Source organism: Sphingobacterium sp. DR205 (assembly GCF_011064245.1).
GTDB lineage: Bacteria > Bacteroidota > Bacteroidia > Sphingobacteriales > Sphingobacteriaceae > Sphingobacterium > Sphingobacterium athyrii.
Genome location: NZ_CP049333.1, coordinates 884,905 through 905,153, shown reverse-complemented (window position 1 = coordinate 905,153; position 20,249 = coordinate 884,905). Strand labels below are relative to the sequence as shown.

The following is a 20,249-nucleotide window of genomic DNA, read 5'->3' as shown; positions in this document are numbered from 1 at the left end:
TGTTTTTTAACATGACTTATTAAGGTGCTCACTGGTCGATTTAGCGGTTTGCCAGATGAGCACTTTTCCTTTGATAGATTTTCCGTCGTTTTCTGCTAATTCAGCTTATTTGTGTAAGATTATTTCATTTTTTTCCCTCCTAAATTTGATTTGATGAATAGTGCAGATCATATTCAAGACCTGATCCAAGGACTCAACCTGAGGAATCATCAGGGAGTAGTTGAATTTATCCGTATCAAGGTTGTCTGCAATCAATACAACACCATAACGGTTATAAATAATTTCTTTTAGCGCATCGAATCCCACATTATTCAATAGCATGCCACCTTGTGTCCATAGATTCACAGTACTTGGATGCTGATCAAAAATTTCAAAATGTTTTTTTGCCAGACTGTAACGTGCCGCTTTACCCCTAGTCAGGATATGTTGTTCCCCATTTTCTTCAGCGAACACCTTTACACGTCCGGTTTTAACTTCAACCGTAACTTGTCCGGAAGCCTGTGAACGATTGACATTGAATGAGGTCCCTAATACGGCGACAGAAATAGCCCCTGATGCTATCTTAAACGGATGCAAAGTATCACGCTTGACCTTGAAGAAGGCTTCGCCACGATCTAAAAAAATGGTTCTATCTTTTCCGTAGTTTATCTTATCATAGCGAATCTGTGCATTTCCATTGAGAAAAACAGAAGTTCCATCGGGAAGAAAAATCTCCCGCAATTCACCGGCTTTCGTCACTGTTTGCATAAGCTGCGTTTCGGATACTGTTGCCCCGGAATTGAGCGCTGATTGATTGTCCCGGAAAAATAGAAGAGCTGAGACACCTAGTAATACGAATGCGGCAGCGGCAGATAGCCAGCGAAACCGTTGGTTTTGAGCTGCTTTTTTTCTCTCGGCCCGTACAGCTGGTACAAGTCGCTCAAACAACTCGTCCTTTACCGCATGACGATGGGCCGTATCATGAAACGGATTAATATCTTCATCTGTAATAGACTGATACCAACTATCCACCCGTTTACTTTCCCCTTCAGTTAATTTTCCCTGTAGGTAGTATTGTATTATGCGTTTAAAGTTCTCAATATTCACTGTTATTATTTTTTATTCTAATACAGGCGAATACCCTCGAAGTACTTTAATTCAATGTGTTTTTTATATTAAATAATAATGAAGCAGATAACTGCCTGCGAAGAGTAGAAAAATAGAATCACGTTCAGCAAATCGTTGGGTCAATTCCTGACGCAGGATTCTTCTTGCATCCGATAAATAATTTTTGACAGTCTGTTCGGCCAGGTTTAACTCTTTGGCGATTTGCGTTATCGAATAGTTTTCATAGCGCATCAAATAAACCGATCGCATCAGCTTGGGCAACCGTCCAATAGAGTCTTCCACAATGACCTCCAATGCCTTGTACTTTGCTAAACTATGATCATCTAAATTGGTAAATAGCTCCATTCGTAAGGCAGCCTGATCAAACACCTGTTTACGAACCCGCTCCGTCGCATAATAATTGAGTACTTTGTTTTTAACAGAAGTATAGAGATAGGATTTCAAGGAGTTATATTCGGTGTTAATGAGATTGCGCCTTTCCCAGATGTGTATAAAAACTTCCTGCACGAGATCTTTTGCGGAGGCTTCATCCCTAAGATGGCGAAAGACTGTTGTGTACAGCTCCTCCCAATACAAATCAAAAAAATAGGTAAAAGCTTTGGGATCACCTGCTTTAAAAAGTGACAAATAATGGTTATCTACATGGGCTTTGGTCGTTTTCACCTTACAAAGATAGTGGCACAAGATTACGGGAATGTTAATTTTTCCGGAAGATTTCAAACACAATCTTCCCATTTACATGAGGTGGGTCGATATTGTACAATAAGCCTTCATTTTTGTTAATAACCATGTTAAGTACCTAAGTATTAAAAGACATTTTGTTGAAAACCTGCCCAGCATCGGGTGGGCGAAGCCCGATGCTTTCAAAGTACCGAGCAATCGCTTTGTATAAAAAAAAATGTTAACAACACTGTTAATTTACTCTATATAAGTGCTATTTATGTTAATAACATTTTTACCGCATCCTATTTCCAAAGACAAAATAAGTCTATTTAAAAAAATTATCCCGGTCGCTAAGGGTAAAACGAAAGTTAGCTGTCATAAAAATAAAGCTTAATCAATATGAAACTAACATCAATCTTAATCATAGCAATGGCGACCCAGGCCACGCAATCACTTGCGCAGGTTCAAGATTCGACGAAGACAAACCGACGGATGGTGACCGAGACTGTCAAAGGGACTGTCCTGGACAAAAATACAAGACTACCACTGATCGGTGCCACCATTATTCTTTCTTCCAACGGAGATACAAAATCCGTTAGTACAGATCAGCAGGGGGTATTTAGGCTGCTGCAAGTTCCTGTTGGACGTCAAGTATTACGGGTACGTATGGCGGGCTATAGACAGGAAGAGCTATCAGAACTGCTCATCACCTCTGGCCGTGAGAATATCCTTAATATTGAAATGGAACCACAGGCAAACACCTTAAACGAAGCCGTGGTTTATGCCAACACCGGAAAGCAACCATTAAATCAAATGGCGATGACCAGTGGTCGCTCATTTTCACCAGAGGAGACCAATCGGTATGCTGGGGCTTTCTTTGATCCGGCCAGAATGGCACAGAGCTTTCCCGGAGTTGTTGCCGGTGGTGACGACAATGAGATAATTGTGCGTGGAAATTCGCCTAAAAGCTTACAATGGCGATTGGAAGGCATCGAAATTGTAAATCCCAACCACTTTGGGGCCGAAGGTGCCGCCGGTGGAGGGATCAGTATGCTTAATACGATGGTTTTGGGAAAATCTGATTTCTATACTGGTGGACTGGCTGCTGAATACAACAACGCCATATCGGGAGTATTTGACCTTAAATTTAGAAAGGGAAATACCGATAAACGCGAATATACATTCAACGTCGGTGTGTTGGGAGTAGGTGCAACTTTAGAGGGGCCTTTCAAAAAAGGAAGCGATGCCTCTTATTTGATCAGCTATCGTTACTCCTCATTGAGTCTATTGGAAAAAGTAGGGGTAAAAGTCTCGGATACCGGTATCCCAAAATACCAGGACCTCTCCTTTAATTTTGTATTTCCAACCAAAAAGGCCGGAACATTTTCATTGTTTGGGATAGGCGGTCTGGGAAAAATAAAGGAAACTGCCAAACGCAATTTCCAGGAATGGGAGGAACGCACAGATGCACAGGACATGAACTTGGGATTTAATGCTGGTAGTGCCGGGCTAAAACATCAATATATCGCCAATGATCGATTGTATTTCACCAATATTATTTCGGCATCGGTCAGCCGCAATTCCAATAAAACAGATACCCTGACACAGGATTATGTTACTAGCCTGTATCATAAAGATAAATTTACAAATACCGCAATCCGTTATGCTGGAAGCCTCAATTATAGAGCAAACAGTAAAAACACGATCCGGGCGGGAATCAATGCCAGTCTGCTTCGCTATGATCTCTACGCCTTAACCTATGATACCGAACTTGCCGCATTAAAAGAACGGATCAATGAACAAGGGAATACCAGTACCTATGACGCTTTTGCACAGCTCAAAACTGAACTGTCCGATCGCCTGACACTAAATACGGGGGTACACGCTAACTATTTTGCCTTAAGTAAAAGCTGGACTGCAGAACCTAGACTGGGCTTAAACTGGAAAGTCGCGGCAGACCAGACGATATCCTTTGGTACCGGGCTTTACAATCGTTTAGAACCACTCAGTTATTATTTTGCCAAGAACGGAACCGGTCAAAATACAACAGACAATACAGCGCTATCCCCTACCAAATCCGCGCAGGCTGTTATAGGCTATGAAAAAAATCTAAGCCGCACGCTGAGATTTAAAACCGAAGTCTATTATCAACATTTATACAATGTCCCTGTATCCTCAGATCCAGACATGAACTTCTCCCTACTCAACGTGTCGGATATTTCGGCAATCGGAACATCAACCTATCGTCAATTGGTCAATAAAGGTACAGGCAGAAACTATGGCATTGAGTTAACGGTTGAAAAATCACTCAGCAAGGGGTATTATTTTATGGCCACCACTTCAATATTTGATTCCAAATTCAAAGCACTCAATGGCAAAGAATACAATACAACATTCAATACACGCTATGTCGGTAATCTATTATTGGGAAAAGAATGGACAGTAGGAAAAAATAAAAATAACCTATTCGGGATGAACGCCAAACTGATCTACGCGGGCGGAAGAAAATACTCTCCGGTGCTGGAGGATGAATCCTTGCGCTTAGATGAGGAAATCATCGATCAAAGCCGGATTAATACGCTAACTGCCGATCCTTATATTCGACTTGATTTTTCATCAAGCTACCGCATCAACCGCAAAAAAGTGAGCCACCTCATCATCCTGGATATTCAAAATATCCTCAATAGAGAGAATACGGTCGGGATGCATTACAACTTCAGCAAACGTATCATCGAACCGCAAAAATGGACCGGGATCATACCGACCATTAACTATAGGATCGAATTCTAAACGCTACATATAATAGACTCGAATAGACTTACGATATAAAAAGATTGATTCCTAAAATGATTTTAGGAATCAATCTTTTTAAATACAGGCTTATAGCTATAATAAAAAAATAGTTTCTAAAACTTGTAACCCAAAGAAATCCCTAATGAACGATTTCTTAGTGATCCCCCAGGTTTATAATCGCCCCATTTTGATTCTAAATTAGCAATCCCTTTTTGAAACTCCATACCAACAAGATAATGTCTCCTGAATAGATAGTTCACCTTGGCCCGAATACCGTAATCAAACGATTTTCCAAGAATATAATCTCCATAATCCGCTATACTGGCATCATTTTGAAACTTAATATCACCTTTCTGACCAATACCGATATCATCAATATAGACCTGTTCGGAGGTTTTCCATTTCCCTCCTAGGCCAAAGCCTATATAAGGCCCAAGTCCAAATTGCAGTTGATCGTTACCGATTGGTGAATTAAAAACAACATCAATGGGTAGTTCCAAATAGGAAGTATTAGCCTTAAAATTCTCGCCCCAGCCGATAAATTTACCTTCTTTTCGTTCGAAGCCCCGTTTAGCGAATACAACCGCCGGCTCAAGAGCGAATCGTTCGCTCATTCTTATCGTCGGACCAATTCCTAAATACAGACCTCCGACGGATTCCGTATTTGCTTTATTACCATCCTTGTTTTTTGCATCGATATTCGAGAAGTTCAGGCCTGCTTTCACATTCCATTTAGTTTGTGCGTGTACGAGACAGCCCCCGATTGACAAACATAACAATAACGACAGTTTTTTGATAGTCATCATAAAGAAAATAGGTTTATATAATTTTCATTGTTAACGATAAACAAATGCAAACCGCTACCATTGACCATCAATTTACGGAATAAATACAATTTCATTGCCTATATCTGGCTTCTTTTCAGCATAAATTCAGCTAGAAGCATACTGATTTCTTTACGAAAACGATTGCGACGAAATGACAGAATCGTTCATACTGAATACTGTAAATTCACAGTACAGAAAATTCATTTTTTCATCCAATTAAATCTAACAAAGCCAATGATCAAGATCCAAAACGCATCCGTTGCGAAAAATCGCTGGGTGCACGCGATAATCTCGTTACCAGAGGGTATCAACCCCGACATAAGCTTTGGCCGGTACCGGGACAATAAATAGAGATGAACGCGGCACTTCTGCCACAAAATCAAGATTGGTAAACATGAGAATATATCTAATCCTATTCTTCTTTCTCAGTAGTCTCTCTTTTCAGAGGCTACTGGGAAAAGAATTAAAGCTACTCACAGGCACTTTTAAACAGGAAGATCTCAAGATCAACCTGAGCCGGGACAAGTCCTGGATTCCCTATCCAAGTTATTCCGATCGTAAGGCATGGGATCAGCTGATAGCACCCTTCCGGGAGCAGGTTGTTGCCAAAGGCGACAAAGCACTCGACTATCAATGGCAGGTGGTCAAGGCAACAGATTATCTGGAGTATGAACGCTCAGGCAACCGCGGCATGATGGAAAAGCCGATGAACGAAAACTGTACCGCGCTCACAAACTTGCTATTAGCTGAGCTAGCTGAGGGGAAAGGACGTTATATCGATCAGATTTTAAACGGTACCTGGCATATGACCGAGATGTCTACTTGGTCATTATCGGCCCACCTACCAGCTTTCCAATCCAGCAAAAGATCCCTACCACAAGAACGGATACATGTCATTGACCTCATGGCCGGCGATGTAGGATCCTTACTTTCGTGGATACATTATTTCTTTCGGGACACCTTCAACACTATCAATCCGGAAATTAGTCTACGCCTAAAACAGCATATCCAGCAACGCATTATACAGCCTTATCTGGACCGCAATGATATGTGGTGGCAGGGCTTTGAACTCAAAGGAAACCAATTGGTCAACAACTGGAATCCCTGGTGCAATTTTAATGTGCTCACCTGCCTGCTGCTGATAGAAGACAATCCGGATGTTCAACTGACTGGCATCTATAAAACAATGACTTCGGTTGATCGCTTTATAGATTATATCAAAAAAGATGGTGCCTGTGAGGAAGGTCCATCCTATTGGGGGCACGCCGCCGGTAAATTGTACGATTACCTCAAGATCCTTTCCCTGGTAACACAAAACAAGGTCAGTATCTTCGACAAGCCGCTTATCCGTGATATGGGTGAATACATCGCACAATCGTATATCGGTGGTGACAGATGGGTGGTCAATTTTGCCGATGCCTCAGCCAAAGGCGGTGGAGATCCTCTTCTCATCTATCGTTATGGGCAAGATGTACACAGTACCGAAATGATGCAATTTGCGCGATACATGACAGATCTTGGCGGTAAAGGTGCGGACTTTAGACCCTCACGGGATATCTTCCGTGCATTTGAAGATCTACGCTGTTTTCCGCAGCTTCAACACACACAGGCAGCACTTCCACAAAATGCATTTAAGTGGTATCCGGAAACGCAGTTTCTCTATCTGAAAAAGGAAGGTTTTTTCTTCGCCGCCAAAGGTGGTTTTAATAATGAGAGCCACAACCATAACGATGTCGGGAGCTTTATTCTATACCAGGATCAGCAACCCCTTTTTATTGACGCGGGTGTGGGAACTTACACGAAGAAAACATTTAGCGACGATCGCTATAGTATCTGGACCATGCAGGGTGCCTACCACAACCTTCCACAGATCAATGGTACTGATCAGGCGTTCGGCAAAGAGTACAAGGCCGAAAATGTGGTATTCCTACCTGAACAAAATAAATTCCAGCTCGATATCGGGAAAGCCTATCCAAAAACAGCCAATATCGAACATTGGAATAGAAGTTACCGCCTTGCAGCTGACGGTCTGACCATAGCGGACGAGTTTAAGATCAGCAGTCCAACACAGGCAAATATTATCCACTTTTTGGTTGCAAAAGAGCCAAAGATTACAAAGGGAGTAATAACCTTAGGTAATAGTCTGGCAGTGCTTCATTTTAACGATGGACAGTTTGTTGCTTCGTACGAATCTATTCCGCAGGACGACCCACGTCTGAGCCAGGTATGGGGTGAGCGGCTTTACCGCATCAGCCTCAAGGCCAAAAGCATTAAATCGACAGGAAAATATAATTTTATCATTAAAACAGCCAAATGAAAAGAAGAAAAGATTATTATGTAACTTACTAATAATATACGCTCTTATGAAACCATCATGATTTATTCAATCCGAGTGAACCGAACGATTGAGCTCATGAATATCATAAAATACCAATTTAATGAGTAAACGAGTTTATTTATACCAACGAGGCTAACACATATACCACCGAAGGCAGCGTGAATCAAGCGAACCAAACGAAGAGAGCTCATGAATACCCTAATCATAAAATCATTGATAGACAAATAATTTATGCAGATGAAAAAAAGAAAAACCAGTTTAAAAACAATCCTTCTTATCGCTTCTGGGCTTTTTGCGCTCAGCTTTATCGACCAAAAGCCAAACTTCATCGATGCTAGCTTCAACGCTGCAGAGAAACAATATCAATTTTTGGCCAAAGAAGCTGACAAAGACCATAAGTTCCCACGTACATTGACTCCTTCCGGACAATTGCGCGGAACCGATGAATGGGATTGGACAGGAGGTTTTTTCCCTGGCTCACTATGGTATATCTACAACCACACCCACAATAAAGAAACGGAGAAAGAAGCGATAAAATGGACCGAAGCACTCGAAAAAGCGAAGGACTTGGATCAACATCACGATATTGGTTTTGTCATGTATTGTTCCTATGGCACGGCAATTAAATACCTCAAGGATCAGAAAAAAATTGCCGATTATAAAGCCATTCTTGTCCATTCGGCCAATACCGCATTAAAGCGCTTTAGCCCACAGGTCGGTGTCATCAAATCATGGAATGAGAAAAAGTCATGGGATGGCAAAACACTTTGGAAATACCCGGTCATCATTGACAATATGATGAACCTCGAAATGCTGTGTTACGTTTCGGATCTGACAGGTGATCCTAAATATAAAGATGTGGCCATCAGTCATGCAACACAAACCATGAAAAACCATTTCCGCACAGACTATAGTACCTACCATGTTGTAGACTATGATGCCAGCGGAAAAGCAATCCATCAACAGACAAATCAGGGGTATGCCGATAATTCAACCTGGGCACGTGGACAGGCATGGGCTATCTACGGATTTACCATGATGTATCGGGAAACAAAAAAACCAGAGTTTCTCAAAACAGCACAGGCAGCAGCTAAATTTTACATGACCCACAAAAATCTTCCAAAAGATAAAATCCCTTACTGGGATTTCAATGCTGGACAACAGGGATATAAATCAGATGCGGATTTTTCAACGTTAAAGCTCAATTACGTCCCTCGTGATGCCTCAGCAGCAGCCATTGTCGCTTCGGCACTCGTTGAACTATCGACCTTAACTTCTGGAGCAGAAAGTAAATCCTATTTAGCTTTTGCCAAGGAAAGTCTACAGACACTATCAGGAGCAGGTTATTTTGCCAAATACGCAAGCAACGGAGGTTTCTTGCTCAAACATAGTGTCGGCAGTCTGCCACATCATTCCGAAATTGATGTCCCTTTGACCTATGCAGATTATTATTATCTCGAAGGTCTAACTCGATTGGAACAACTCAAAAAATAATAAAAATAGGCTGTATCAAAAGCTGATTTTGGGCAAGCAACGCCAATTAATATTTTGAAACCTCAGTTTCACAAATGAATAAGGTCCAAGTTCTGTGGAGAACTTGGACCTTACTTTTTAATATTCACGGCAATTCGAAAGAATTAAATCTTTATTTATTACCGGTCAGGATTGTTTCTGATGAAGTACTACCCGCGTACTCAGCCTGCGGAAGCTTGATCTCGACAATCTGATTTACTTTTGCACCTTTATTGATGAGATGAATACGTATAGCTTTTTCCTGTTGCAGTGGATCTGCCACATCCAGCTTGAAGACGCTATTTCCCTTTGCGATTTGCAGAATAACCGGCTTATCCACCTGAATAGACCAAGCTCCAATTTGATAGGTACCAGACTCATAAAACACGGCCTGAATAGCGGCCAGACCCAGATGTTCTACAGCTTGAACAGCAGGCGTATTGTGCCAGATTTTTAGCTGCTGCATAGCCCGCTTATCGATCTGATCCACACCAGGTACCACGATATAAGCATAACTTCCATTGACCGGGCCTCTTGCGTGTTCAAACCATAGTTTGAATACCTTTCCATGAACAGGATCTTTGGACCTGGAACGATTGATGCGGTACCAAGAGCCCGATTGTTCTTTTGCCGTCAGAGCGACTTTCATCGCTTCCGGAAAGTAATAGCCGACCTGATTGTGTATGACATATTCACCTTGTTTGACATTTCGAACCAGTGAATCGGTTGACATCTGCTCTTTTCCATTCCATACGACAGGGCCATGCAACCAAGTTTGATTCAGTGTTGTTACGACCGGTTCCGCAGCACTACAGTTAATTCCACTGCCCAGACAAACAATCTCCTTATCAAAAAAGAACCATGCTTTTTGTGCAGCCAGTCCATCGTATTGAACAGACATGGCCGATGCGCCGATTGTACCATTGCTGACCCCACCAGAGAAACTATTGGCAGCCAGTACACCCCACTGTTCTTTCAGTTCCTGATCACCCTGATAATCTCGGGTTGTTGTCCCCGGAATTTTGTCCCATTCCCATACTGGCATGATATTATAGTATTCTGGACCAAATACCTGAATATTGGTTACACCATCTGTCATATTTTTACCAAGCATATTTTCACCGTTTCCTGACTCCGATTTGTTGGTTCGCTTGCTTGCCAGACGCAGGTTGAAATGAAACTGTTTTCTGAGGTGTGTTGTGTAGTCTCCTTTCCAATAATGTCGATGCAGAGATTGATCTTCAGCATTAAAAGCCTGTATACTATCTAATTTTGCCAATCCTTTCTTCCAGATCTCATTTTTAGCTGGATCAATCAATTGCATCTGCTGCAATATGGCGACTTCCTGGTCCTTGCGCAATATATCTGGTCGTGATATCCCACGTCCATGCACATTAAAATCAATATAACGTGAGCGTATGATCGGCAAGTAGGTTTCCAAAAGAAATTTTTCGAAGAGGGCCAATTTCTCCTTATTAACCGCATAAGGTGTCTCGCGAACATAGGCCATTACCTTAGAAATTCCCTTTAAAAACTCTTCGCCATAGCCCGCGATATACAATTGTGGTCCATGCTGTAAGTAAGAGAAATCATATTGCAACCCTTCTTTCCCATCCACCAACTGGATGGGAAAAAGCAGTTGTTCCATAGCAGCAGTCAGTAGACTGGCATCTTCCAGGATCAGTGCACGATAGAAATAATGCATGGCAATATCACTTTTGTTCGCGCCCGTTTTCTTATAGGGATCCCCTCTTTCCATCAACTTGACCAGTGCTGTTTCCACTGTAGCTGGGATTTTCTCCTGACCAAATTTCATCAGGATCAGACAGACACCTATTGCTTTAGGAGAAGCGATTTCATTGTGCCACCAGTTTGTTGATTCAAATCGGTTATTTGCCCAGTACTGTGCTGCCCGTACAATCTTGTCATAAAGCGACTTTTGCTGATAAGATTTACTCTTGGGCGAGACATAAGCTACGATCAAAGCTTTCAAGCGATCCAAGTGTTCTCCTGGAGGCCACAGTGAAATTGATTTACTCGTGTAATCTATATCAGACCAAGTACCAGCTTCAGTCAGCTGATTGCTCCAGATTGTGGTTTTATCACCGTGAGCAGCCAAACTTTGCAATTCGTCCTCCTACACATGTTTTTTGATGCGATCAAATGTATAGTTGTCCTGGGCTTTAGCCATGACAAGTCCAAATGCGAGTAAAAGTATAAGTATGATTTTCATTCGTTTTTTATTAGCTATCCGATTAAGGATATTGTTTTTCTGCGGCTGTTCCGACCACCTCCATTCTGTGCTTCATGATCTGGTTCTGGTCATTATCCAAAACAGAACTCAACCATTTGGGCTTTGCCATTTTTTGCTTCCCATTCGGCACGTGAGGGTGCGCAAACCGATGCAGATGCATAAGCACACTGAAAAAGAATTCCATGTTTAGCCAGCTCATCGATATGCGGTGTATGCACCTTCTTTTCCGCCAAAGCAGCCAAAATCATCACAACCGCCATCGTCGCTCAGGATCACAATGACATTGGGCCGCTGCTGTGCAAAAACAGAAATTTCAACTAGAGAAAGTACACTCAACATCGCAAGTATACGATAGCACATTTTCCGATTGATCATCGCATTAGATTTATCCCTAAATGTAACCTTAAATGTATTGGATTTTTTGTAAAAAATCGAAAACGATTTCGTTAAGTCAATTTTTTTTAGTCCTTTAGATATGTAAATCTAATGTGAAGCAGATGGAAACAAATAGCAGAAATCAACTCGCAGTTATTGCTAAAGTTTTGGTCGGAAATCTTCAGGAGCAGGCTTTAACAAAGCCCCTGACAAGCCTACGCGAAAGTAATCGGGAGTCCATCCTGCCAGACCTTTTTCAGTTTGTGGACAAATGGTCAAAAGCACCATTTCCAATTGTGGTAGCGGAGCTCTGGGCAGACTTTACGAAGCTCATTTCCCTTCATTCCGAATGGGGTTTTGTGGTTATTGAAGGCGCATGTATTGCGGATATTCCGAGTTTTTACGCCGAAATCAATAGGGTTTATATGGCCGATGAAAATTGGAAAATTGGCAGTCTTGATGGTTTCGATGACCTGCTGTACGGTGGCTTTGGAAAAGTTCAGGAAGCAAAAAAGCATACGATCATTTGGAGGGACATCGATCACAGCCGTGCGGCACTAGGAGTGACAACCACCCTCGCCTACTATCAGGAAAAACTCGCTGCTAATTCACCTTTCAATCAGACTTATTTCCAACAGAAACTGAGTGATTTACAGGCCGGAAAAGGACAGACCTATTTTGATATCGTAGCGGAAATAATACAATCGCATCCAAAGATTGACTGGATTTACTAAAGGATTTAAAGATTTCAAAATGTTATCTTTATTGAACCTAAACAGAATACCATGAAACATATAGTAAAGATATTTTTTTTGTTGACGATGCTATTTCAGCATATTGCTTATGCGAATAGTCCACTGAAAGTCGCTGTTGCGGGGCTCAATCACGACCATGTATATCTCCTGCTGAATTTATACAAAGAGAAGAAGGTCGAGATCATTGGAATAGCCGAGTCCAATAGTATCCTCGCGGACAGGATTCAGACACAATACAATCTTCCGAAATCCGTTTTTTACCCAGATCTCTCTTCATTATTAAAAAGGGTAAAACCTGATGTGGTTCTTGCTTACAACCCCACCAATGAGCATATCAATGTAGCGGAAATCTGTCTGCCGCTCAAAATACCGGTCATGGTAGAGAAGCCAATGGCGACCACATTGTCTGATGCAAAACGTATCGCCACACTCTCCAAGGAAAACAAAACACCTTTTTTGGTCAATTATGAAACAACTTGGTACAGGAGCAACCAGCAGCTCAAGCAATTGGTAGACCAAAATGCCCTGGGCCGTGTGACACGGATGATTGTAAAAGATGGGCATGAGGGGCCGAAGGAAATCGGATGTAGCAGTTATTTTCTCGATTGGCTGACGGATCCGCAAAAAAATGGTGGTGGTGCATTAATGGATTTCGGCTGTTATGGGGCCAATCTCATGACATGGATCAAGAATGGCGAACGGCCTATTTCTGTCAGTGCTATTACACATCAATTGAAGCCCGAAGTTTATTCAAAAGTCGAAGATGATGCGACCATTATCTTAAAGTACCGCGATGGCAGTACTGGTATCATCCAGGCATCTTGGGCATGGCCTTACAGTGTAAAAGATCTTCAGGTATTTGGGACAAAGGCCCAACTCTATGCACAAAATGAGAAAAGACTGGTGAAATATACACAGCATAATGAGGAGCCGACAGTTATTCCAACGGATCAGCCTTATTTTGAAAACCATATCCAATATTTGGAACATGTTTTAAACCGAAAACAGCTAGCTGAAGGCGATCTAGGTTCCATCACTAATAATGTGACGGTAGTTGAGATATTGGAGGCTGCAAAGCGTTCTGCGAAAGAAGGAAAGACGGTAACATTAAATTGATCTTTAATAGAAAAAGGTATATAAATAAGTAATCCACATACCTTTTTCTATATTTACCAACATCGTTGACAAAGACATGTTGGATTTGTTTTGTCTTGTTCAATCTGAGTTCTGAAGTGAACCGTTAGGGATCCAGCGGCTCATCCGGATCAATTGTGAATGCTTCTTCTTTCGCCTGAAATTCGATGATAACATCCGAAATTCGTTTTCCAAGGCTGTAGGGGACATAACCCAATTCGCGGATACAACGGTCGGCCATTTTTTCTACAGCATCGATATGTGCCTTACTGCTGTTGACGATGGCAAATTTATCTTTAGGAAATCCATAATTTAGTAATATACGGGCAGTATTGCGCAGATTTGTAGTTGTATGGCGGGCATGCGGATCGATCAGGATCGCTTGTTCCGGAACTCCCATGACATTGATCAGGTACTTTTTCATCTCGATTGCCTCGATATAAGCCGTTTTATAGGGATGTACCTTTCCCCCGGAAAGTACAATAAAAGGGGCCAATTTTTCAAAATAACTACGGGCAGCCATGCGTGCACGTAACATTCCGCCTGGACTGATCGGCTGTCCATAAATTTCAGGGCCTGCCCCCAGCGTCAGCAACAGGCTGTAAGGATAGGCTGAAAAATCCGTCTTTTTCAATTGTTCAAGCGCCTTTTTATTTTCCAGTTCCATCAGTGGCTCCAATTGCGCGACATCCCAACGTTCATTGATCTCAAGCAGCCTAACTGCTGTCATCATTGTCATAAAAAGCGCCTCCTTACCAGTCGGAATATCTTTTAGCACATCCTGACGTACATCATCCAAAAGCCGAAGGTAAGCCTTACGATTCACATCAAAAGAAATTGAATCAATCTTGGGATAGTTGGGCTTCTTGCCACCGCCATAGACATCAACAACATAGTTCATGGCACCAAAGTCCTGTAACAGCGCTTTCTTAAGATACATTTTTGCAGTCTCATCCCTTGGTATACCATAAGTCCTTGATGGCATCAATGTCGATTCAACCATTTCCTCCAATTTCCTGTTGCCTTTGATCTGACTGGAAATTTGTTCAGCCATGAGTTCGATCTCAGAATTTCTCCATTTAAAAGCTTCCAGAAAACAGCTGAGATCCGTGCAATGATCACTTCGCTTAAAACGGTCAAACCGCTGGTTCAACAATGCCGAAACAGCCTGGGACGCACAAAGCTGCTGTATTAAGGCGGAATCCTTTAGCAACAGATAGCTTGCGTAATAATTCTTGCGGATTACCCAGTCCTGCGGACCGGAAGGATTGGGTTTGAGCTGACCTTTGGAAATATGCATTCCGCATATTCCCAAAGTCAACAAAATGACCTTTTTAATGATACCTGTCATATCCGATTCTATTAATAACCCGGATTTTGATACATACGCTGAGGGTCCAATTTATATTCATCGAAAGGAATTGGAAAATACCGATCCTTTGTGGATATATTGGAGATTTTAGCGTTCCCATAATCCGCCTGGTTTTTAGTTTTAAAGTACGTCACCAATTCCTGCGGATTATAGTTCCGGATTAAATCAAACCAACGTTGATTTTCGAAAGCCAGTTCCACACGGCGCTCGTGCAAGATCGCCTCCTTTAATGTCGGGTATTTTGTACGGTAGTCATTGCTTAACATTGAGGCTGCATAAGAAGGCAGGCCAGCACGTTCGCGCACCTGATCCAATAGCGCAATAGCCTCAGCTTCTTTACCCAGATGGTATTTTGTTTCGGCCAATAATAACATCACATCGGCATAACGGATCAAGATCCAGTCATTACCTCCCCATCCGTTGGTTCCAGCCTCTGCACTACTGTCCCTAAATTTAGTCACAAACCAGTCATTTACTTTCGCATCCGGTGCAAATTTGACCGAAAAATCTTTCCGGATATCATTTGGTTCATAATCCTTGATGAGATCTAATTTTACAACTTCTCCCGCTCCTGTTGAAGTAAATCGCGAATTAATAGACTCTCCTCTAGCCTGATAGTTACGCGCGATGCTTGAACTATAATTTTGATCACCCTGTAGGTACTGAATCTGAAAAACCAATTCTTTACAAGCCATCTTTTGTTTCACATCAAAAACCTCTGTATAAGGGATTTCTTTTAGTTGACCAAAGGTCCGCATTCCATAAGAAGCATTGAGATACTGTTCTGCTTTAACCAGGTTTTCCGTTGCACCTGTGGGTTGTGTGGCTGCTAAAGTTAAATATACCTGTCCTAGAATAGCATTCACTGCTGCTTTTGATGTACGCCCCACGGCATACTCATGCTGCGTATTGGGCAAATCACTTGTTAGGGCTTCGGTAAGATCCTTAATAATCTGTTCATAAATAACCGATTCCTTCTGACGAAACGCCAGTTCATTTGCCTGCTCTTTGTTTATTACCTGGACGGTTGCCATGGGAATATCACCGAATTTACGCACCATATGGAACAGCAATAAGGCACGGACAAATTTTGTTTCGGCCATGTAACGTTGTTTTAGCGCCTCACTTGAAAAAGAGACTTCGTCAATATGAGTTAAGATAACATTACAACGACTAATCCCAGCATACATTGCCGCCCAATGTGTTTTCAGATAGGTGTTGCTCGGCAATAACGAAAAGTCATTGAACTGGAATGGCTCTCCGGCATTTGACTGGTTATCATTTCGCCCGGTATTATCCGAGCGTTCTTCATTATAGAGGGTACTACCTTCACCAATTGTGTTACCTGAACGTAACGTTTGATAAAGGCCATTAACAGCTAATAATACGTCGTTTTCAGATTTAAAGTAATCATCAATCTGTACTGCATTAGGATCTTTCTGGTTTAGAAAATCTTTGCTGCATGAAGACATAGTAAACAACACAAGCGGTAATAAATATCTTTTTTTCATTGAATTATTTTTTTATTAGTGTGGCCATTCGATATGTTGTAAAAAATCATAAGGGCGCCATGAATATTAGAAAGTTACTTTTACACCGAGATTATAGGATCTGACCAATGGGTACAGTCCATAATCGACACCCGGAGTTAGGTTTCCCCGTTGGTTATAATCCGGTTCGGGATTATAGCCTTTGTATTTGGAGATCGTAAAAGGATTGTCCACCGTTGCATACACCCGTATTCCGGATAAACTCAATTTTTCAGCGATGTTTTTTGGCATATTATACCCCAGGGCAATATTGGTCATCCGTAAAAACGAACCATCCTGAAGATAGAAATCCGACAGACGCGTACTGTTACTTTGTGTACCACCGCGGGAAGCACGGTATACCTTGCCGTTACCTGGGTTTTGTCCCGATCGGTAGCGTTGTGCAACATCAGCATACTGGTTTCCGGAGCCTTCCATGTTATAGAGGTAGTAATCATAGCCATCCAGTACTTTATTGCCTTGTGATCCATTGAAAGATGCACGTAAATCAAATTCTCTGTAGCGCGTACTCAACGCAAAGCCATAGGTAAAATTCGGATGGGGATTACCGATCACCCGTTTGTCTGCATCATTAACAATACCGTTTCCATCAACGTCCTCAAAATAAAGGTCTCCGGGTTGCAGCGGCGTAGATGAAGCTGCTGATGGCGCTACTGTTTTGTAATTTTCCTCCGTTGCCACACCAAGAACTTTAAAGCCATAGAACATACCGATTGGACTTCCTTCTTGTGTAATGTGTGTCAGGTATGAACGTTCTGCTCCATTGGTTAGGATCGTCGATGATCCCCCCAGATCCAATACCTTATTGCGGTTGACATTAATATTTCCACTGATGCCCAATTCGAATTCATTTTTACGGATCAATGTTGCGTCCACTTGTAGATCAAATCCTTTATTTTGCACCTTAGAATTTGGCAAATTTGTCAAGATTGTCGTTGATCCAGATACTGCAGAAATTGGTTGATCAAACAATAAATTAAAAGAGCGGCTCAGATAAAAATTGGCCATGATATTCAAGCGACCTTTCAACAAACCAAGGTCAAGACCCGCATTGTATTGCGAGGTTGTTTCCCAGCTTAGATTGGGATCAAATACATCACCTGAGGTATAACCGGTTTTTACATCATTCCCGATAATAACACCTGCCGGCGAGTTAAAGACCGAGACTGAACGATATTCTTTGATATTGTTATTACCGCTACGACCCCAACTCGCCCGCAACTTTAACGTCGACTGCTGTCCTAACCAATCCGTGTAAAAGTCTTCTTTAGAAATTGTCCAGCCTCCAGAAACAGAGGGAAAGGTTGCCCATTTATTATTCGGACCAAAGCGCGAAGAACCGTCCGTACGGATGGAAGCTGAAAGGAAATATTTCGAATCAAAATTATAGTTTACCCTGCTGAAATACGATTGAAGCGTTGTTATACGTTTAAAAGTATCATCTTTCAACAATTGGAAATTAGATGGATTAGCCCCTTTATCCGTAATTTCGCCTATAGCATCATTACTGAAGCCGTTGGCTCTGACTCCTTGATAGTCATAGTCGGTGCGCTGTGCAGAATATCCTAAGAGTGCTGAGATCTGATGTTTCCCACCAAAAGTTTTATTGTAATTCAACGTTGTTTCCAGCAACTTATCCAGTTCATTTTTTGTTTTGGCGTCTGCGTAAGCTGCAGTAATAGCCTCAGGAGAATAAGGTCTTTTATCACCATTTGAAATACTTGTTGGGCGGTAATAATCGTACTTTTCATCGTAGGTAGATAAACCGCCATTTACTTTTAAGTTCAGTCCATCAATAATTTTAAAATCGGCGAAGGCATTATACAAACCTCTTTTTCCACGGCGGTTATTTTTGATCTTGGTAACATAAGCCAAAGGGTTTTCAGGGTTTTGTATACCAAAACTACCAGCGGATAACTCGCCCATTAAGAATTGTGCATACGTACCATCCTCGTTATAGACAGGCAATGTTGGAAGATAGATCAGGGCCGCCATAGAAGGGCTACGGTCGTACCTTCCCGTGGTCACTTCATTGTTGTCGTTGTAAGTAAAGGAAACATTGGCGCCCACCGTCAATCTTTCGTTAACTTTGCTATCTATATTGGCGCGAAAGTTAAATGTCTTTTGATCCGTGCCCAACATAATACCCTGCTGATTCTGATACGAACCGCTTAAAAAATATCTGTTTTTTTCATTGCCTCCGTAGGTTGACAAGTTATGCCTTTGAAAAGGAGCATTACGGTATAACGCGTCCTGCCAATCGGTGTCGTATTTTGATTTTTTTGCCGTACCTGTTGCAAAATCATAATATTCTTCTGGAATACTGACCGAACCTGCATTTCCCACATTCGCTACACGAGTTTTGTTATCATCAAGACGCTTACTATCGGTCCATGCAATTCCTTTTGCTGCCAAAAGATCTCTATAAGAATTATTACGACCATCAATCAAAAGGTCGATAAACTGTTCTGCATTCAAAACATCAATTTTTTTGGAGAGCTGACCAAAGCCACCCAGCACTTCATAATCCACATTGTTTTTACTTTCTTTACCGCGCTTTGTCGTGATCAATACCACACCGCCTGCCGCACGGGATCCATAGATGGCAGCGGATGCCGCATCTTTAAGGATATCTATAGATTCAATATCATTGGGATTAATATTTAAATTATTTCCAGCGGGATAACCATCGATGACGTAAAGAGGATCCGAGCCAGCATTAATGGATCCCATACCGCGTACGCGGATCTTGGTTCCGTCATAAGGGGCACCGCTTGTTTGCATGACCTGTACGCCGGCTACTTTACCAACTAAAGCCTGGGATAGTTTTGGTGCACTGAGATTTAATTCTTCAGCCTTCACACTTGCAATGGCACCAGTAACATCAGATTTTCGTATTCTCTGGTAACCGATTGAAATCGTCACCTCTTCAAGCGTGTTTTCACTAGTTTGTAGTGCGAAGACCTGCCCCTTGGATTGCCCAACTGTCTGTACAAGGCTACTAAATCCCACATAGGAAATATTGAGTTGATCACCGATCTGTGCGTCAATCTGAAAGTTTCCCTGCTCATCAGACTGAGCTGATTTTTTTGTTTTTAGATTTAGGATCGTTGCTCCCGAAATTGCATTTCCCTGTGCATCGACCACACGGCCTTTAATTGGACTCTGCATTGTCAGGAACTGCGGTTCAGTTAGGGAGAGCGGTTTGGCTTGAACAGCGGATGAGCTTGCTGCAATGGCACATAACAACCAAAAGACATTGTTGGTTTTAATTTTCATAAGTAGTGCATTTGATTTACGGGTACAAGGTTACAAATGCAATATGAAGGTAGTGTCAATTAAAGGTTAATAGTTTTTAACTAAACCGAGTTAGCAAACAATATAAACTTAACAATAGGATAACAATAATGAAAGCAGTTAGCTCCTCTTCTTAGCGAAGCGCGCGCGAAGCAACAACCGCAACAGTATATACATGACTACTGCAAAAAGGACATTACCGATCAGTTTGGGTGGTTCAAATTTTCGAAGCTGGCATATTCATCGCTTTCGACATTGTAGCCTGTCCCGCT

At 41.9% G+C, this 20,249-nt stretch carries 14 protein-coding genes; 5 read left to right on the top strand and 9 right to left on the bottom strand.

Features of this window, described 5'->3' with window-relative positions; translation table 11 throughout:
* Positions 1-105 precede the first annotated feature (105 nt).
* Positions 106-1,086, bottom strand: coding sequence for a FecR family protein (locus G6053_RS03800; RefSeq protein ID WP_165305598.1), 981 nt, complete (start codon positions 1,084-1,086; stop codon positions 106-108).
* Between the two features lie 63 nt (positions 1,087-1,149).
* The gene (locus G6053_RS03795; RefSeq protein ID WP_165305597.1) at positions 1,150-1,770 is read right to left on the bottom strand and encodes a sigma-70 family RNA polymerase sigma factor; all 621 of its coding nucleotides are present in this window, start codon (positions 1,768-1,770) and stop codon (positions 1,150-1,152) included.
* Positions 1,771-2,169: 399 nt separating this feature from the next.
* Here G6053_RS03795 and G6053_RS03790 point away from each other — a divergent pair, with 399 nt between their 5' ends.
* A complete protein-coding gene (locus G6053_RS03790) occupies positions 2,170-4,560 on the top strand; it encodes a TonB-dependent receptor (protein WP_241254913.1) in 2,391 nt (796 codons plus the stop codon).
* Positions 4,561-4,676: 116 nt separating this feature from the next.
* Here the strand turns inward: G6053_RS03790 and G6053_RS03785 are convergent, their stop codons facing one another.
* Complete coding sequence (locus G6053_RS03785; protein ID WP_165305596.1) at positions 4,677-5,369, bottom strand: outer membrane beta-barrel protein; 693 nt, start codon at positions 5,367-5,369, stop codon at positions 4,677-4,679.
* Positions 5,370-5,784: 415 nt separating this feature from the next.
* Between G6053_RS03785 and G6053_RS03780 the strand changes: the two genes are divergently transcribed.
* Together G6053_RS03780 and G6053_RS03775 are read left to right on the top strand one after the other, a co-directional pair.
* A complete protein-coding gene (locus tag G6053_RS03780; RefSeq protein WP_165305595.1) occupies positions 5,785-7,707 on the top strand; it encodes a heparinase II/III family protein in 1,923 nt (640 codons plus the stop codon).
* A gap of 258 nt (positions 7,708-7,965) precedes the next feature.
* On the top strand, positions 7,966-9,222 hold the full coding sequence (locus tag G6053_RS03775; RefSeq protein WP_165305594.1) for a glycoside hydrolase family 88 protein: 1,257 nt from the start codon (positions 7,966-7,968) through the stop codon (positions 9,220-9,222).
* A 151-nt stretch (positions 9,223-9,373) separates the two neighbouring features.
* Here the strand turns inward: G6053_RS03775 and G6053_RS03770 are convergent, their stop codons facing one another.
* From G6053_RS03770 to G6053_RS03760, 3 genes are all read right to left on the bottom strand, one after another.
* Positions 9,374-11,359: a polysaccharide lyase 8 family protein gene (locus G6053_RS03770; RefSeq protein ID WP_165305593.1), complete on the bottom strand. Its 1,986-nt coding sequence runs from the start codon at positions 11,357-11,359 to the stop codon at positions 9,374-9,376.
* Positions 11,360-11,495: 136 nt separating this feature from the next.
* A complete protein-coding gene (locus tag G6053_RS30735; RefSeq protein WP_241254912.1) occupies positions 11,496-11,693 on the bottom strand; it encodes a hypothetical protein in 198 nt (65 codons plus the stop codon).
* A complete protein-coding gene (locus G6053_RS03760; protein WP_165305591.1) occupies positions 11,690-11,869 on the bottom strand; it encodes a hypothetical protein in 180 nt (59 codons plus the stop codon). The genes G6053_RS30735 and G6053_RS03760 overlap by 4 nt, the downstream gene beginning before the upstream one ends.
* Positions 11,870-11,991: 122 nt before the next feature.
* Here G6053_RS03760 and G6053_RS30730 point away from each other — a divergent pair, with 122 nt between their 5' ends.
* Positions 11,992-12,603, top strand: coding sequence for a hypothetical protein (locus tag G6053_RS30730; RefSeq protein WP_241254911.1), 612 nt, complete (start codon positions 11,992-11,994; stop codon positions 12,601-12,603).
* Positions 12,604-12,654: 51 nt separating this feature from the next.
* Positions 12,655-13,740 carry a Gfo/Idh/MocA family oxidoreductase gene (locus G6053_RS03750; protein ID WP_165305590.1) on the top strand — a complete coding sequence of 362 codons (1,086 nt, stop codon included), beginning with the start codon at positions 12,655-12,657 and terminating at the stop codon, positions 13,738-13,740.
* Positions 13,741-13,864: 124 nt separating this feature from the next.
* Here G6053_RS03750 and G6053_RS03745 read toward each other — a convergent pair whose 3' ends face one another.
* The 3 genes from G6053_RS03745 to G6053_RS03735 all read right to left on the bottom strand — a co-directional run bounded on the left by G6053_RS03745 (position 13,865) and on the right by G6053_RS03735 (position 19,959).
* Positions 13,865-15,109 carry a YdcF family protein gene (locus G6053_RS03745; protein ID WP_165305589.1) on the bottom strand — a complete coding sequence of 415 codons (1,245 nt, stop codon included), beginning with the start codon at positions 15,107-15,109 and terminating at the stop codon, positions 13,865-13,867.
* Between the two features lie 11 nt (positions 15,110-15,120).
* A complete protein-coding gene (locus G6053_RS03740; protein WP_108636028.1) occupies positions 15,121-16,641 on the bottom strand; it encodes a RagB/SusD family nutrient uptake outer membrane protein in 1,521 nt (506 codons plus the stop codon).
* Positions 16,642-16,707: 66 nt separating this feature from the next.
* The gene (locus G6053_RS03735) at positions 16,708-19,959 is read right to left on the bottom strand and encodes a TonB-dependent receptor (protein WP_165305588.1); all 3,252 of its coding nucleotides are present in this window, start codon (positions 19,957-19,959) and stop codon (positions 16,708-16,710) included.
* Between the last annotated feature and the right edge of the window lie 290 nt (positions 19,960-20,249).